At 74.9% G+C, this 15,962-nt stretch carries 16 protein-coding genes and 1 tRNA gene; 12 read left to right on the top strand and 5 right to left on the bottom strand.

What is annotated here, in order from left to right; all coding sequences use genetic code 11:
* The 4 genes from O2W14_RS15395 to O2W14_RS15410 form a co-directional block, all read left to right on the top strand.
* The coding region (locus O2W14_RS15395) for a hypothetical protein (protein ID WP_269176987.1) at positions 1–221 on the top strand (221 nt) is incomplete at its 5' end.
* A gap of 545 nt (positions 222–766) precedes the next feature.
* Entirely contained in the window at positions 767–1,642 is an 876-nt protein-coding gene (locus tag O2W14_RS15400; protein ID WP_269176988.1) for a glycoside hydrolase family 16 protein, read from the top strand.
* An 83-nt stretch (positions 1,643–1,725) separates the two neighbouring features.
* Complete coding sequence (locus O2W14_RS15405) at positions 1,726–2,637, top strand: MazG family protein (protein ID WP_269176989.1); 912 nt, start codon at positions 1,726–1,728, stop codon at positions 2,635–2,637.
* A gap of 138 nt (positions 2,638–2,775) precedes the next feature.
* The gene (locus tag O2W14_RS15410) at positions 2,776–4,047 is read left to right on the top strand and encodes a mechanosensitive ion channel family protein (protein ID WP_269176990.1); all 1,272 of its coding nucleotides are present in this window, start codon (positions 2,776–2,778) and stop codon (positions 4,045–4,047) included.
* 14 nt (positions 4,048–4,061) lie between these two features.
* On the opposite strand, the gene O2W14_RS15415 is transcribed toward O2W14_RS15410, so the two are convergent.
* Positions 4,062–5,030 carry a DUF3592 domain-containing protein gene (locus tag O2W14_RS15415; RefSeq protein ID WP_269176991.1) on the bottom strand — a complete coding sequence of 323 codons (969 nt, stop codon included), beginning with the start codon at positions 5,028–5,030 and terminating at the stop codon, positions 4,062–4,064.
* A 77-nt stretch (positions 5,031–5,107) separates the two neighbouring features.
* Between O2W14_RS15415 and eno the strand changes: the two genes are divergently transcribed.
* From eno to O2W14_RS15435, 4 genes are all read left to right on the top strand, one after another.
* Positions 5,108–6,394, top strand: coding sequence for a phosphopyruvate hydratase (gene eno / locus O2W14_RS15420; protein ID WP_269176992.1), 1,287 nt, complete (start codon positions 5,108–5,110; stop codon positions 6,392–6,394).
* Between the two features lie 7 nt (positions 6,395–6,401).
* A complete protein-coding gene (locus tag O2W14_RS15425) occupies positions 6,402–6,929 on the top strand; it encodes an FtsB family cell division protein (RefSeq protein WP_269176993.1) in 528 nt (175 codons plus the stop codon).
* Between the two features lie 104 nt (positions 6,930–7,033).
* Entirely contained in the window at positions 7,034–7,612 is a 579-nt protein-coding gene (locus O2W14_RS15430; protein WP_269176994.1) for a DUF501 domain-containing protein, read from the top strand.
* The gene (locus tag O2W14_RS15435) at positions 7,609–8,529 is read left to right on the top strand and encodes a Ppx/GppA phosphatase family protein (protein ID WP_269176995.1); all 921 of its coding nucleotides are present in this window, start codon (positions 7,609–7,611) and stop codon (positions 8,527–8,529) included. The genes O2W14_RS15430 and O2W14_RS15435 overlap by 4 nt, the downstream gene beginning before the upstream one ends.
* Before the next feature lie 45 nt (positions 8,530–8,574).
* Here the strand turns inward: O2W14_RS15435 and O2W14_RS15440 are convergent, their stop codons facing one another.
* Positions 8,575–8,883 (bottom strand): DUF4235 domain-containing protein, encoded by a 309-nt coding sequence (locus O2W14_RS15440; protein ID WP_269176996.1) that lies wholly within the window; start codon positions 8,881–8,883, stop codon positions 8,575–8,577.
* 61 nt (positions 8,884–8,944) lie between these two features.
* On the opposite strand from O2W14_RS15440, the gene O2W14_RS15445 reads away from it, so the two are divergent.
* From O2W14_RS15445 to O2W14_RS15455, 3 genes are all read left to right on the top strand, one after another.
* A complete protein-coding gene (locus tag O2W14_RS15445; RefSeq protein WP_269176997.1) occupies positions 8,945–9,724 on the top strand; it encodes a uracil-DNA glycosylase in 780 nt (259 codons plus the stop codon).
* Positions 9,715–9,788 (top strand) — tRNA-Leu (locus O2W14_RS15450). Before O2W14_RS15445 ends, O2W14_RS15450 begins: the two co-directional genes overlap by 10 nt.
* Before the next feature lie 115 nt (positions 9,789–9,903).
* Positions 9,904–10,728 (top strand): Bax inhibitor-1/YccA family protein, encoded by an 825-nt coding sequence (locus tag O2W14_RS15455; protein ID WP_269176998.1) that lies wholly within the window; start codon positions 9,904–9,906, stop codon positions 10,726–10,728.
* A gap of 127 nt (positions 10,729–10,855) precedes the next feature.
* Here O2W14_RS15455 and O2W14_RS15460 read toward each other — a convergent pair whose 3' ends face one another.
* A complete protein-coding gene (locus O2W14_RS15460; RefSeq protein ID WP_269176999.1) occupies positions 10,856–11,872 on the bottom strand; it encodes an SGNH/GDSL hydrolase family protein in 1,017 nt (338 codons plus the stop codon).
* 88 nt (positions 11,873–11,960) lie between these two features.
* On the opposite strand from O2W14_RS15460, the gene O2W14_RS15465 reads away from it, so the two are divergent.
* Entirely contained in the window at positions 11,961–13,328 is a 1,368-nt protein-coding gene (locus O2W14_RS15465) for a DUF2252 domain-containing protein (RefSeq protein WP_269177000.1), read from the top strand.
* A gap of 6 nt (positions 13,329–13,334) precedes the next feature.
* On the opposite strand, the gene O2W14_RS15470 is transcribed toward O2W14_RS15465, so the two are convergent.
* Together O2W14_RS15470 and O2W14_RS15475 are read right to left on the bottom strand one after the other, a co-directional pair.
* Positions 13,335–13,799 carry a GNAT family N-acetyltransferase gene (locus tag O2W14_RS15470; protein WP_269177001.1) on the bottom strand — a complete coding sequence of 155 codons (465 nt, stop codon included), beginning with the start codon at positions 13,797–13,799 and terminating at the stop codon, positions 13,335–13,337.
* A gap of 164 nt (positions 13,800–13,963) precedes the next feature.
* Entirely contained in the window at positions 13,964–15,961 is a 1,998-nt protein-coding gene (locus O2W14_RS15475) for a VWA domain-containing protein (RefSeq protein WP_269177002.1), read from the bottom strand.
* Between the last annotated feature and the right edge of the window lies 1 nt (position 15,962).

Consider the following 15,962-nt stretch of genomic DNA (forward strand, 5'->3'; position numbering starts at 1 on the left):
TGCGGGTCGGGCCGGTGGAGCTGCGCGAGTCGCAGGTGATGAAGCTGTCCCGGCTGGCCGAGGGCGCCACCTACAAGGAGGCCGTGCGCACCGTGTCGATCAAGGCCCCCGTCGGGCCCGACCGCCGCACCCCGCTGCGGGACGTCGCCCTGCTGGAGAAGCTGCACACGCTGCTCACCGCCGTCCTCGCCCAGCCGGTAGCCGTCGCCGCTTCCCGCTGAGGGTCCTGGGCTCACTCCCGCAGCCGAGGGCCCTCGCCGGTGGGGGAGCAGGTTCGGCGCTGGGTGACCAGTCGGCCACCCCGGCGGACGACGGGCCGGTGACGGCCCGTCCAGGGGCGACCGGTGCGTCCCGGTCGATCCGCATGACCACGTGGTGGGCGCCGCGGTGGACCGGCCGATGGCGACGAGCTGGTCGGTCCCGCTGGTGCACGGTCCGGCGGGACCACGGCACGACCGGCGCGACGCCGGGGCGCCGCCCGCCCGGCCGGACGGCGTCCACGGGCCGGTGCGCGTCGGGTCGTCCCGCGTCGGCTCGAGGTGGCGGCGTCGCCCGACCGGGTGAACTCAGCACCTCGGAGGGCTGAGCGGAGGCCCGCATCGTGGGGCGACCGGGGGCAGTCGCGTGACGATCGACCCACGCGCTCGAGGACTCATCCGGAGATCGGGCGGCCGCTGCGCGTCGGCGTGCGAGCTGCCGACACGGGAGATCGAGGTGCCAGCTGAAGACCAGTGATCGGGTCACCCACCGGCGTCGTGCGCTGCACGTGGTCTGTGCCGTCGGCGTGCTGCTGACGACGGTCGGCAGCCTGGCGGTCACCAGCCAGCTCCTGGACGGCGGGGCGGCCGGGGCCGGCGCCCAGGCCGCAGCCCCGGCCCCGGCCCCGGCCCCGGCACCCCCGGCTCCAGTGGTGCCTCTCGACGGTCCTCCCGGCCTCCGGTCCGACTGGACCCCGGTCTTCGTCGACGAGTTCGACGGCCCGGTCATCGACGCGTCGAAGTGGCGCTCGAACCGTTACGGCGGGGAGACGAACGACGGGGCGTTCAACCCCGAGATCGAGGACGCCTACTACTCACCGGGCAACGTCAGCGTCGTGGACGGCACGGCCGCCCTGACCATCCAGCCGGATCCGCGCACCGTGGACGGGGTCGAGTACACCCACTCGTCCGGGTGCATGACGACACAGGGCAACTTCCTCGCGCAGGACGGTGACTACATAGAGGCGCGCATCTGGATCCCGATCGGGGACGGTCTCTGGCCCGCGTTCTGGACCGTCCCGGACGACAGATGGCCCCCGGAGATCGACATCATGGAGTACTTCGACACCTCGATCCTGCGGCCCCCGGCCTTCGTCTACCACTTCCCGGGACCCGTCGGCATGAGGGGCGAGCACTCGATCCAGCCGTACGGCGACGCAGCCGTCGACTACCGCGACTCGTGGCACACGTACGGACTGCTCCGGACGCAGGGGCGGGTGGTGCCCTACCTCGACGGTGTCGCCTACCCCGAGGCGGGTGTGTCGGCAGGGGTGGACGACCTGCCGCAGTTCCTCACGCTCAACCTCGCGATGTACACCGACCGAGCGCCGACGCCGGGGACGCAGATGCGGATCGACTGGGTGCGGGTCTGGCGACCGAGCTGAGGCCGTGAGCGGCGTCGCGGCCGTGGTGCACGGAGCGGGACCTGCGGCGGGCGCTGTCCGGGAGGGCAGCGGAGACTGAGGGGGTGCCGGCACCCACCTTCGTCACCGTCAGCCCTCGACTGCCCGGGCTCCTCGGCCCTGCAGCCTGGCAGCTGGTCTCCGCAGCCGACCGGCTGGTCGCGCTGCCGGGGGCGGTCGCCACGGCGGAGGCGCTCCGTGTCGCGGGGACGTCCGTCACCGACCTCGCCTCCCTCGCCGAGGTGCCCGCCGGCGCGGTCTGCCTGCTCACCCCGGCCGAGGTCCCCGAGGGCGCGACGGTCCTCGCCGGCGCCCCCGAGCCACCCGGCGCCCGGCTGCTGGACGTCGTCGCGGTGATGGACCGGCTGCGCTCACCCGGCGGCTGCCCCTGGGACGCCGAGCAGACCCACGCCTCGCTGCGCGGTTACCTGCTGGAGGAGGCGCACGAGGCCTACGACGCCATCGTCGAGGAGGACCCGGTCGGCATGCGCGAGGAGCTCGGCGACGTGCTGCTGCAGGTCGCGTTCCACGCCCGGGTGGCCCAGGAGGCGCCCTTCGGCGTCCCCTTCGACGTCGACGACGTCGCCGGTGACCTGGTCGAGAAGCTGGTGCGCCGGCACCCGCACGTGTTCGCCGACGCCGGGCCCCGGGACGTCGCCCAGGTCGAGGCCGGCTGGGACGAGATCAAGAAGACCGAGAAGCAGCGCCGCTCGCCGACCGAGGGCGTCTCCCGCTCGCAGCCGGCCACCTCCTGGGGCGCCGCACTGGCCGGCCGGGCCGCGCGGGCCGGGCTGCCGACCCCGCCGGCCGCCGAGCTGACCGCGACCGACGCCGCCGAGCTGGGGGAGCAGCTGCTCGGCATCGTCGTCGCCGCCCGGGAGCGCGGCTGGGACGCCGAGGACGCGCTGCGCACCGCCGTCCGCCGGTACGCCGACGCCCTGGACGCCGCCGCCCACGCCCGCACCCCGGAGGCGTAGGGCCCTGCCTCGCCCGGCTGTGGGTGAGCACACGGCCGGGACGGGGGCCACGCCCAGCAGCGGCACCTAACGTGGAGCGTTCCGGCCAACGGCGTGCCCGGTCCTCCCGCCCGCGCCACCGCCAGGAGCTGCTGCCGCATGCCCGTGTCCTCCCCGTTCGTCCTCGCCGCCGACGACACCGTCTCCGAGGTGCTGCCGCAGTCCACCTGGCTGCTGCTCCTGGTCGTGGTCGGCGCCGCGCTGGCCGCCTGGCTGGTCGCGGTGGCCATCGGCACCGTCGTCCGCCGCTTCGCCGGCCGCAGCACGGCCGTCGCCGACCTGTCCCGGCGCGGACGCCGTCCGCTGCGGGTGCTGCTGGTGCTCGTCGCGGTCACGGTGGTGCTGGACTCGGCGACCCGCGTCGGGGAGTGGCGCGACGTCGTCGTCCGGGTGCTGGGGCTGGCGCTGATCGCGGTGGTCGCCTGGCTGGTCGCGGTGGCCGCCTTCGTCGTGGAGGACCTCGCGCTGGCCCGCTACGACGTCGACGTCGTGGACAACCGGCACGCCCGCCGGGTGCGCACCCAGGTCACGCTGGTGCGCCGGCTGACCGTGGCGGTGCTGGCCCTGCTGGCGATCGCCGGGATGCTGCTCACCTTCCCCGCGGCCCGGGCGGCCGGCACCTCGATCCTGGCCAGCGCCGGGGTGCTGTCGGTCGTGGCGGGTCTGGCCGCGCAGACCTCGCTGGCCAACGTGTTCGCCGGGCTGCAGCTGGCCTTCACCGACGCCATCCGGGTCGACGACGTCGTGGTCGTGCAGGAGGAGTGGGGGCGGATCGAGGAGATCACGCTGACCTACGTCGTCGTCCACGTCTGGGACGACCGCCGGCTGGTGCTGCCCTCCACGTACTTCACGACGACGCCCTTCCAGAACTGGACCCGCACCGAGTCCGCGGTCCTGGGCTCGATCGAGATCGACGTCGACTGGACGACGCCGTTCGACGAGATGCGCACCGCCCTGGACCGGATGCTGGAGGAGAACAACCTCTGGGACGAACGGGTCAAGGTCCTGCAGGTGACCGACGCGGTGGGCTCGGTGATCCGGGTCCGGGTGCTGGTCAGCGCCAAGGACGGGCCGACCCTGTTCGACCTGCGCTGCCAGGTGCGCGAGGCGCTGGTGGTCTGGCTGCAGCGCGAGCACGGCGCCTCGCTGCCGCGGGTCCGCACCGAGGGCGTGGGCGGCTTCGGCGTCGAGCGCGTCCCGGCTCCCGCGTCGCCGGGGTCCACGGACGCCGTCACCTCACCCAACGCCGGCCTGTTCACCGGCAGCGTCGAGGCCCGGGAGCGGTCGAGGGCCTTCGCCGGCCCCAGCCCCGAGGAGCTCGCCGAACGGTCCCGCAACACCGCCGAGTCCAGGGACGACCGGCCCGCCTGACCGGGGTCCTTCAACTACTGGGTGGTGGCGCTCGGGTCGGAGCCCAGCAGCTGGGGCAGCCAGAACAGCACGGCCGCACACAGCGCGGTCGCGGCCAGGAAGCCCGGCAGGCCGCTGCTGTCGACGTAGGCCCACAGCAGCCCGAGCACCGGGGCCAGGAAGGGCAGGACGCCGTCGGCCCGGGCCTGCCGGGCCATGCCCAGCTCGGTGGCGCCGGGGACGACGGGCGCCTGCCGCACCTGCCCGCGGGGCTCCTTGCCGCGCAGCCGGCCCGAGGGCCACACCTCCGCACCCTCCAGCACCGGCAGCACGGGGCGGCGGCCGGCGGGGTCGCCGTGCACCGTGACCCGGGTCCCCGGCGTCAGCCGGTCCAGCTCCGGCGCCCAGTGCACGGGCAGCCAGCGCCGTCCGGTCGGCGTCGTCAGCTCCAGCCAGCTGCGCACCAGCAGCCCCTGGGCGACCACGACGTGGGTGGCCGGCACCGCCGTCCCCGGCCGGGTGCGCAGCCGGGGCCGCCCGAGCAGCCGGGCCAAGGTCAGCGCGGTGACCACGAGCAGCACCAGCACGACGAGCACCAGCCCGAACAGGACGCCGCCGGCCGCGGCATGGGCGGCGTCCCCGTCGGTGTGCACCAGCGCCCGTGCCCCGGCCGGGGCCGCCGGGTCGTACTGCACGGTCAGCCGCGCGCCCACCGGCACCGGCAGGGGGCGGGGCAGTTCGAGGACCCCGGTGCGCGCGGTGCCGGCGGCGTCGGTGAAGGCGACGTCCAGCCCGCGGCCCTCCGGGGCCGTGCCGGTCGCGGTCACCGTGGCCGGGGCGGTGGCGCTCGCCGCGGCCAGCGGCTCCCGCGCCGACCCGAGCCGCACGCCGAGCACGACCAGCAGGACCAGGCCGACGACGAGCACCGGCACCAGCCCGAGCCGGAGCTGACGGACGGCGCGACGGTGCGGCCGCGGCGGGGGAGGCGGGGCGGGCGAGGTCATCGCCGGTCATGCTCCCAGGCCACCCGGTTGCGGCGCGGTGTGTCCGCGGACCGCGCAGCCTGGCTAGGCTGCAGCCCGTGGCCAGCATCGAAGCCGTAGGCGCCCGAGAGATCCTCGATTCACGAGGCAACCCGACCGTCGAGGTCGAGGTCGCCCTCGACGACGGGACCATCACCCGGGCCGCCGTGCCCAGTGGTGCGTCCACCGGAGCCTTCGAGGCGGTGGAGCTGCGCGACGGCGGCACCCGCTACGGGGGCAAGGGCGTGACCCAGGCCGTCGACGGCGTCCTGGACGTCATCGGCCCCGAGCTCGTCGGCTTCGAGGCCGCCGAGCAGCGGCTGGTCGACCAGCGGCTCATCGACCTCGACGGCACCCCCGACAAGTCCCGCCTGGGCGCCAACGCGATCCTCGGCGTCAGCCTCGCCGTCGCCAAGGCCGCCGCCGAGTCCTCCGGCCTGCCGCTGTTCCGCTACGTCGGCGGCCCGTCCGCGCACCTGCTGCCCGTGCCGATGATGAACATCGTCAACGGTGGCGCCCACGCCGACAGCAACGTCGACGTCCAGGAGTTCATGATCGCCCCGATCGGGGCGGCCTCCTTCGCCGAGGCGCTGCAGGTCGGCACCGAGACCTACCACGCGCTCAAGGCCGTGCTGAAGAAGCGCGGGCTGTCCACCGGCCTGGGCGACGAGGGCGGCTTCGCCCCGTCGCTGCCCAGCAACCGCGACGCCCTCGACCTGATCGTCGAGGCCGTGCAGAACGCCGGCTACACCGTCGGCACCGACATCGCCTTCGCCCTGGACGTCGCGGCCAGCGAGTTCCACAGCGCCGAGGGCTACGCCTTCGAGGGCGCGACGAAGACCTCCGACGAGCTCATCGAGTACTACACCGGCCTGGTCGACGCCTACCCGATCGTCTCCATCGAGGACCCCCTCGACGAGGAGGACTGGGACGGCTGGGTCGCCATGACCGCCGCCCTGGGCAACCGCGTGCAGCTGGTCGGCGACGACCTGTTCGTCACCAACCCGACCCGGCTGGCCGACGGCATCGCCCGTGGCGCGGGCAACGCGCTGCTGGTGAAGGTCAACCAGATCGGCACGCTCACCGAGACCCTCGACGCGGTCAACCTGGCCCACCGGGCCGGCTACCGCTCGATGATGAGCCACCGCTCGGGCGAGACCGAGGACACCACGATCGCCGACCTCGCCGTGGCCACCGACTGCGGCCAGATCAAGACCGGTGCCCCGGCCCGCAGCGAGCGCGTGGCCAAGTACAACCAGCTGCTGCGCATCGAGGAGGAGCTGGACGACGCCGCGCGCTACGCCGGCGCCGCCGCGTTCCCGCGGCTGGCCGCCCGCCAGGGCTGATCCCCGTATGAGCACCGCCCGCACCCGTCGCGCCCGGCCCGGTGGCTCCCGCCGCCGGACCTCGTCGCGGCCGGTGCGGGCGGGCTCGCGCGGTGCCGCCGACAGCCGGCCCGGCCGGCGCACCACCCGCAACCCGGCGCGCACCACGCCGGTCAGCCGGGGACCGCGGTTCACCGGCCGCACGGTGCTGCTCGCCGCGACCGTGCTGCTGCTGGCGCTGACCCTCGCCGGGCCGCTGCGGCAGTACGTCGCCGGCCGCCAGCAGCTGGCCGAGCTGGCCGCCGAGCAGTCCGCGCTGTCCCAGCGCGCCGCCGACCTGCAGGCGCAGCTGGACCAGCGCACCGACCCCGCCTACATCGAGCAGCAGGCCCGCGAGCGGCTCACCCTCGTGCCGCCGGGCAGCCGGCTGGTCATCGTCGGGGACGACGGCGGCCCCGGTGACACGGCCGAGGTGCCCACCGGTGTGCCCGACCCCGGCGCCCCGCTGCCCTGGTACGAGGCGCTGCTGGACTCGGTGGCCCGAGCCGACGGCTGACGGACCCCGTTGCCCCCCACCACGGGCGAGCTCGCGGCGGGACCCTGCAACGGGGCCGGAGGGGCCGTGTGCGAGGCGCAGTCGCTGTCACGCAGACTCGGGGTGTGAGCGAGCGCCCGACCGGAGAAGTGAGCAGCCCCGACGGCCCCGGGCCGGTGGTGGCCCCGCCGTCCCCGCCGGTCACCGAGGAGGAGCGCGCCGTCGTCGGCCGCCAGCTCGGCCGTCCGCCGCGGGCCCTGGTCGGGGTGGCGCACCGCTGCCCGTGCGGCCAGCCCGACGTCGTCGAGACCTCGCCCCGGCTGGAGGACGGCACCCCGTTCCCCACGCTGTACTACCTGACCTGCCCGCGGGCGACCGCCGCGGCCAGCCGGCTGGAGTCCGCCGGCCGGATGCGGGAGTGGCAGGAGGAGCTGGGCCGAGACCCCGAGCTCGCCGCCGCCTACCTCGCCGCCCACGAGAGCTTCCTGGCCACCCGCGACGCCCGGGACGTGCTGCCCACCCGGGCCACCGCCGGCGGCATGCCCGACCGGGTCAAGTGCCTGCACGCCCTCGCCGGCCATGCCCTGGCCGCCGGCCCGGGGGTGAACCCCATCGGTGACCGTGCGGTCGCCGAGATGGGGGAGTGGTGGGCCGCCGGCCCGTGCGCCCAGCCCAGCCCCACCGACCCGGAGGACGTGCGATGAGGGTCGCTGCCATCGACTGCGGCACCAACTCCATCCGGCTGCTGGTCGCCGACGTCCCGCCCGAGGGCCCGGCGACCGACCTGCTGCGCCGGATGGAGGTGGTCCGGCTCGGCCAGGGCGTCGACGCCACCGGCCGGCTCGCCCCGGAGGCGATCGAGCGCACCCGCCTGGTGCTGGCCGAGTACGCCGCGCAGGCCCGCGAGCTCGGTGCCGAGCGGGTGCGGATGGTCGCCACCAGCGCCAGCCGGGACGCCGCCAACCGGGCCGACTTCGAGCAGATGGTGCTGACCACCCTCGGCCAGCTGCCCGACGTGGTCCCCGGGGTGGAGGAGGCTGGGCTGTCCTTCCTCGGCGCCACCGCGTCGCTGACCGGGATCACCGCGCCGTACCTGGTCGTGGACATCGGCGGCGGGTCGACGGAGTTCGTCCTCGGTGACGCCGAGGGGGTGCGGGCCGCCCGCTCGGTCGACATCGGCTGCGTGCGGCTCACCGAGCGGCACCTGCGCAGCGACCCGCCGCCGCCGGACGAGGTGCAGGGCGCCGAGGCCGACATCCGGGCCGCGCTCGCGCTGGTCGCCGCCGAGGTGCCGGTGGGGGAGACGGTGACCCTGGTCGGGGTGGCCGGCACGGTCACCACCGTGGCCGCGCTCGCCCTCGGGCTGCCCGCCTACGACCCGGACGCCATCCACGGCTCGCGCATCCCGGTCGCCGCCGTCCGCTCGGTCGCCGCAGGGCTGCTCACCGCGACCCGCGCCAAGCGGGCCGCGTACCCGGTCATGCACCCCGGCCGGGTCGACGTCATCGGCGCGGGCTCGCTGATCCTGCGGGTGGTCATGGACGCCTTCGACCTCGACGAGGTCGTCGTCAGCGAGCACGACATCCTCGACGGCATCGCCCTCCGCCTCGCCCGCGACTGACCACCCTGTGGGGCCGTGTTCGCGAACACGGCCCCACCGGGTGCTTCAGGCGGCGCTGTCGGCGTTCATGTCCGGGGGCAGCTCGCCGGTGATCGCCTCGTAGACCGCGGTGGCCGCGCGCGCGGCCACCAGCCGGCCGGCCGCCACGAGGACGCCGGAGACCGCGGCCCAGGCGAGCGCCTCGCCCCAGCCGACGCCGGGGGCGGCCGGGTTCTTCGGCGGCGGGTAGCCCCGCACCTTCTCCCACGCCATGTCGGCGAGCTTCTTGACCACGATCCCGGTCGGGACGGCCAGCCCGAGCCCGAGGAGCTTGTAGAGCCCGGGCTCCTTCTCCGCCTGCTTCTTCTTCGCCACGACCCGATCCTGCCCCAGGGGGCCTGCGGCGCGCCCACCGGTCGCGTGCTCTGCTGGTGCCATGGCACGCGACGCCGACGGCTTCCCGGTCACCCGCAGCGCCGGCGGGGTGCGGCGCGGGGCCGCCGGGTCCCGGGAGCTCGCCGTCCTCGACGAGCGCATCTCCGGCTGCCGCGCCTGTCCCCGGCTGGTCGCCTGGCGCGAGGAGGTCGCCGAGGTCAAGCGGGCCTCGTTCCGCGACGAGGAGTACTGGGGCCGCCCGGTGCCCGGCCTCGGGCCGGCCGACGCCCGGATCGCCGTCGTCGGGCTGGCGCCGGCCGCGCACGGCGGGAACCGCACCGGCCGGGTGTTCACCGGTGACCGCAGCGGCGACTGGATCTTCGCCGCGCTGTGGCGGGCCGGGTTGGCCAACCAGCCGACCTCGGTCCACAAGGACGACGGGCTGGCCCTCACCGACGTCCGGGTGTGCGCCGCCGTCCGCTGCGCCCCGCCGGCCAACGCCCCGACGCCGGAGGAGCGGGACACCTGCTCGCCGTGGCTGGCCCGCGAGCTGGCGCTGCTGCCCCGGCTGCGGGTGGTCGTCGTCCTCGGTGGGTTCGGCTGGCAGGCGCTGTGGCCGGTGCTGGCCGAGGCGGGGGTGCCGCTGCCCCGGCCGCGGCCGGCCTTCGGGCACGGGGTCGAGGTGTCGCTGACCGGACCGAACGGGCCGCTGACCCTGCTGGGCAGCTACCACGTCAGCCAGCAGAACACCTTCACCGGCAAGCTGACCGAGCCGATGCTCGACGCCGTCCTCGGCCGCGCGACGGAGCTGGCAAGCTCACGCACCGACGAGCCCTCGTAGCCCAATCGGCAGAGGCAGGCCCCTTAAAAGGGTCCCAGTGTCGGTTCGAACCCGACCGGGGGCACTCGTCCGGGTGACCGGGGCGGGGCGGGAACTAGCCGCCCCCACGTGGCGTTGGAACAGACAGCGTGGGGCGTACACAGCCCCACGGCCCGACCAGTCACCTCGAGGAGATGACGATGCCCAGCAGCAACCCGGCCTTCAGCCGGGGCTTCGCCGCGGCCGGCAACAGCCCGTACGCCGGCTGGGGCGCAGGCCCGCAGCCGACCACCGGCGGAGCGCCCACCCAGTACGACCCGTACGGCAAGCCGGTCCAGTCGCCGTACGCCGCGACCGACCGCGCCTACATGACGATGGACGACGTCGTCACCAAGACCGGCATCAGCTTCCTGGTGACGGTGCTGTCCGCCGCCGCCACCTGGGCGCTCCTGCCCCAGGGCCTGGCCTGGGGCCTGGCACTGCCGTCGGTGCTGGTCGCGTTCGTGCTCGGCATGGTGATCTCGTTCAAGCAGATCGCCAACCCGGCCGCGACGCTGGCCTACGGCATCCTGTACGGCGTCGCGCTCGGCGCCATCAGCGAGGCCTTCAACGACATCTACCCCGGCATCGTCATGCAGGCGCTCATCGGCACGTTCGGCGTCTTCGCCGGCATGCTGGTCGTCTACAAGACCGGCGCCATCCGGGTCACCCCGAAGCTGACCCGCTGGGTCGTCGGCGCCCTCGTCGGTGCCCTCGTGCTCACGCTGGTCAACGTCGTGGTCGGCCTCTTCACCGACGGTGACCCGCTGAACCTGCGCGACGGCGGCCCGGTCGCCATCGGCTTCAGCCTGCTGATGATCGGCATCGCGGCGTTCATGCTGCTGCTGGACTTCGACGCCGCCGACGAGGCCATCCGCCGCGGCGCCCCGCCGAAGTTCGCCTGGTACATCGCCTTCGGCCTGCTCGTCACGGTCGTCTGGCTGTACATGGAGATCCTGCGTCTCCTGTCGTACTTCCGCGAGTGAGCTGACCCAGCACCAACCGACCGTGGCCCGGTCCCCGCGAGGGGGCCGGGCCACGGTCGTGTCCGGGGCTGTTCGTGTCCGGGGCTGTTCGTGTCCGGACGACGTCGTGTCCGGACGACGCCGCGGCTCAGGAGCCGACGGGCTCGGTGGGCACCTGGTCGGCGTCGGCCACCGTGATCTCCGTCGGTGCCCGGCGGCGCAGCCGCGCCCACGGCCCACGCGGGCCGCTCTCGGACCCGCGCACCTCGGTGGGCTGCACCTCGGTGCCGGTGCGCCCGGCGGCCTTGGCGGCGGCCTGCGCGATCGGGCGCACGGTGTTGCGCCGCAGCCGCAGACCGCGGTCCAGCGCGGCCGGCCAGACGCCGAGGGAGTCGGCGACCGAGGGCAGCAGCACGGCTGCCGCGGCGGCGTACCCGGCCGCCGAGGGGTGGAACTCGTCGCTGCTGAACATCGCCCGGTCACTGGCGAACGCCGGGCCGAGCACCGAGCCGAGGGAGACGGTGCGGCCGCCGGCGGCCACCACCGCGATGGTCTGCGCGGCCGCCAGGTTGCGGCTCCACCGGCGGGCCAGCAGTCGCAGCGGCTGGCGGATGGGCCGGATCGTGCCCAGGTCCGGGCAGGTGCCCACGACGACCTTGCACCCCGACTCCTCGAGCCGGCGCACCGCGTCGGCCAGGTGCGCGACGGAGACGGCAGGGCGGGTGCGGCTGGTGACGTCGTTGGCGCCGATCATGACCACCGCGACGTCGGGACGCTCGGCCAGCGCCAGGTCCACCTGGGCGTCGAGCCTGCTCGAGGTCGCCCCGGACACCGCGAACTTCACCAGCCGGACGGGGCGCTCGGCCAGCTCGGCCAGCGCCGAGGCGACCAGCACGCCGGGGGTCTCGGCGGCGCGCTCCACCCCGAGCCCGACCGCGCTGGAGTCACCCAGCACCGCCAGCACGATCGGGGTGCCCGGCCCGCGGCCGTAGCGGCCGTTGCCGGTGGGCGGGTCGGCCTGGGTGCGGTGGGACTGCACCGTGCGGCGGGCCGCCCGGGCCTCCTGGCGCAGCAGCGTCACCAGTGCCGCACCGGCCAGGCCGACACCGCCGCCGCCGTAGACGGCCCCGGTCGCCAGCCTGCGGGCCCTGCTCGCTCGCGTCACGCGGTCCCGCCCCTCTGCACCGGCCCCACCGTCGCGTCCTGCGCGTGGGGCACCGTCTCCCACGTTAGTTGCCCCCTAGCGTGGAGCCGTGGCCGACCGAGCTGATCTCACCCCTCCGAACGAGCGCACCGACGACGTCGCCCGCAGCCAGCAGATCATCGACGTCCTGGTCGACGCCTTCTCCGATCTCATGGCCGCCGACGCGGACGCCTTCCGGACCAAGTTCCGCAAGATGGCCGCCGACCCGTTCGCGTTCTACCGCGGCTCGGCCTGCCTGTTCTACGCCGACATGGCGACGCTGGAGGACCGCTGGAGTGACGAGCGGACGTCGCGGGTGTGGATCCAGGGCGACCTGCACGCCGAGAACTTCGGCACCTACATGGACGGCGAGGGCCGCATCGTCTTCGACGTCAACGACTTCGACGAGGCCTACCTGGGGCACCTCAGCTGGGACCTGCGCCGCTTCGCCGCCAGCTTCGCCCTGCTCGCCTGGCGCAAGGCGCTGGGCGACGACGTCATCGGCGAGCTGCTCGAGGTGTTCCTCGGCTCCTACCTCGACCAGGTCGAGGCCTTCACCCGCTCCGACGAGGACCGATCCTTCGCCCTGACCCGGGACAACACGCAGGGCGCGGTGCACGAGGTGGTCCTGGCGACGACCGCCCGCACGCGCATCGGGCTGCTGGACCGGCTGACCGTCGTCGAGCGCTACGAGCGACGGTTCGCCGACCTGCCCCGCAACCGCCGGCTGGAGGACGACGAGCGGGCCGAGGTGCTGGCCGCGCTGGACCGCTGGCAGGGCACGGTGCACCCGCCCCGGCGCCGGCACGACGTCGCCTACGGGGTGAAGGACGTCGTCGGCACCGGCGGCTTCGGCATCGGCAGCGCGGGGCTGCCGGCCTACACGGTGCTCATCGAGGGCTACGACCAGGCGCTGGAGAACGACGTCGTCCTCTCGCTCAAGCAGGGCAACGTCGCCGCGCCCAGCCGGGTCGTCCGCGACCCGGAGATCAGCTCCTACTTCGAGCACCACGGCCACCGGACGGCGGTGAGCCAGCGGGCGCTGCAGGCCAACGCCTCACAGTTCCTGGGGCACACCGAGATCGGCGGGGTCGGCTTCGTGGTGCAGGAGCTCTCGCCCTACGAGAGCGACCTGGACTGGGAGGACCTGACCGAGCCCGCGGAGATCACCACGGTGCTGACCCAGCTGGGCCGGGCGACGGCGAAGCTGCACTGCGTGGGCGACGCCGACAGCGACCACACGATGGTGCCGTTCCAGACCGAGGAGGCGCTCACGGAGCTCCTCGGCGGCCGGCGCGAGGAGTTCGTGGCCGACATGGTCGCCTTCGCGCACTCCTACGCGCGGCGGACCCAGGACGACCACCGGCTGTTCGTCGACGCGTTCCGGGCCGGGCGGATCCCGGGGATCAGCTCCAGCGGGGCCCACCCGACGCGCTGACCCCGCTCAGCGGATCGGCAGCTCGATGACCATCCCGCGGTGCGGGCCGACCGGACGCAGGTCGTACTCCTCGGTGACGCTGGTGAAGCCGATCCGCTCGTAGAAGCCGACGGCGGCACCGCGGGCGTCGCACCACACCAGCTGGCCACCGCGGGCCGCCACCCGGGACAGGCCCTCGGCGACCAGGGCCCGGCCCACGCCGAGCCCGCGCACCCGCGGGTCGGTGGCCATGCCACGCAGCTGCCAGGAACCCTCACCCTCCCGCCACGGGCAGTCGCGCGGGTGGAAGCGGACGACGCCGACGACCTCGCCGTCCTCGAGCCGGGCGGCCAGGTGGACCGTGTACGGGGCGTCGTCCTCGTCGATCTCGGCGGGCCGGCCCTGGCGCAGCTCCTGGACGCGCAGCGGGTAGGTGGTCGCTGCGTCGACCTGCTCGATCGTGATCGTCCCGGTGGGTGCCTCGGTGCTCACGCCGTCCATCCTCCCCGATGCGCCGCCGGTGGCCCGGGTGAGCCGGGCCACCGGCGGTCGGCCCCGCTGCAGGGTCCCGCCGCGAGTGGGAGGACCCCGTCCTCCTCACCACTCGCGAGCTCGCGGCGAGCCTCGGGACGCGGCCGGGGCAGCGGGTCCTCCGACTAGCGGCCGCGGCGGCCCTTGCGGGCCTGGAGGTAGTCGGCCACCACGTACTCGCCGAGCCGGTCGCTGGAGGGCTGGAACACCCGCCCACCGGCCCGCGCGGTGATGTCGTGCACGAACTCGACCAGCCCCGGCTCCGGGTCCAGGGCGAAGACGTTCATCGTCGCGCCCGAGCGGGCCACCTTCTCCACCTCGGCGACCGTGCGGGCGATCGTCTCCGGCATCGGCGGCCAGCAGAAGTACGGCGTCCCGTCGTCCTCCAGGTGGGCGGTCGGCTCGCCGTCGGTGACCACCAGGACCACCGGCTCGGCGTCCCGGTGCCGGGCCAGGAACCGGCGGGCCAGCATCAGCCCGTGCTGCAGGTTGGTGCCCTGCAGGGTGTCGACGCTGAGCTCGGCCAGCTCCTCGGGGCGCAGCACCTGCGCGGTGGAGGAGAACCCGATGATCTCGATGGCGTCCTGCGGGAAGCGGGTGGTGACCAGCGAGTGCAGCGCCATCGCGGTGGACTTCGCGTCGCCCCACGTGCCGCGCAGCGCCATCGAGTAGGACAGGTCGACCAGCAGCGCGACCGCTGCCCCGGTGCGGCGCTCGGTCTCGACCACCTCGAAGTCCTCGACGGCGATCTGCACCTTCCGCTGCCCGTCCTCCCGCGGCGTGCCGGCGCTGCGCAGGACGGCGTTGCGCACCGTCCGGACGACGTCGAGGGGCTGCTCGTCGCCGAACCGCCACTCCCGCGAGGCCCCGGTCAGCTCACCGGTGGCGCCGGCGTCGGCGACGTCGTGCTCGCCGCGGCCGGTGGACGCGAGCTTCGCGAACACCCGCCGCAGCGCCGTGGCGCCCAGCCGGCGGACCGCCTTGGGCGACAGCTCCAGCTTGCCGTCGCTGCGGTTGAGGTAGCCCTGCCGCTCGAGCTCGCGCTCCAGCTGGCGCAGTGCGGCCAGGTCGTCGACGGCCGAGCGGCCCAGCGCCTGCTCCAGCAGCTCCTCGTCGACGTCGGCCAGCGAGGCGCCGGCGTAGCCCTGCGACAGCTGCTGGCTCAGCGCCTCCAGGTCCGCCAGCTCAGCGACGGCGCTGGTGGCGTCGCCCATGCCCAGCCCCTGCTCGCCGTCGGGCACCGGACCGCCCTGACCCCACGGCAGGTCGGGGCGGGCCTGCCGCAGCGCGTCGTTGAGGTGCGCCATCTCGCTCTGCAGACCCAGGTCGCCCATCGCCTGGCCCATGAGGTCCTGCAGCTCGGCGCGCTGCTCCGGCGACAGCCCGGCCATCATCCGCTGCTGGGCGGCGGCCCGGCGGGCGAGTGAGTCGATCAGCTCCTCGACCGACTCGGGGGAGTCGGGGAAGAACTCCCCGTGCTTCTCCATGAAGTCGGCGAACTGCTGGTCGGTGTCCTCGCCCCGGTTGTGCGCGTCGACCAGCGCGGACAGGTCGGCGACCATGTCCTTGACCGCCTGCATGCCGGCGCCGTCGCCGTCCTGCATCTGCTGCAGCGCCTGCTTCATCCCCTGGAACTGGCTGTCCAGGACCTCCTGCTGGAGCAGGTCCTTGATCTGCTGGTAGGCCTGCGCGGCCTCCGGCGAGCGCCACTGCTTGTCCTTCAGCGCCCGCACCGCACCGGCGGTGTCCTCGGGCAGGGCGTCCAGCTCCTGCTCGGCCAGCCGGGCGGCGTCGTCGGGGTCGGGGAACAGCGCCGTCCGCTCGGCCTCGACCGCGCGGTCCAGCAGCTCCCGGACCTCCTCCAGCGTGCCGTCCATCCGGCCGGCCTGGCGGGCCTGCTTGAGCCGGTCGCGGACGGTGCGCCGCAGCTGGTCCAGGCCGCGGCGGCCGTCGACGCCGCGGCGCAGCAGGTCGCGCATCGCCTCCCGGACGCCGGCACCGGCGAGCACCTGGTCGCCGATCTCGTCGACCGCGGCGGCCACGTCGTAGGGCGGGGCCAGCGGGTCGGGCCCGCCGGCCCACCTGCCGTACCGGTACCCCTTCGGCCTGCGATGTCCCGGCACG

Source organism: Modestobacter sp. VKM Ac-2986, assembly GCF_026967795.1.
Lineage (GTDB): Bacteria > Actinomycetota > Actinomycetes > Mycobacteriales > Geodermatophilaceae > Modestobacter.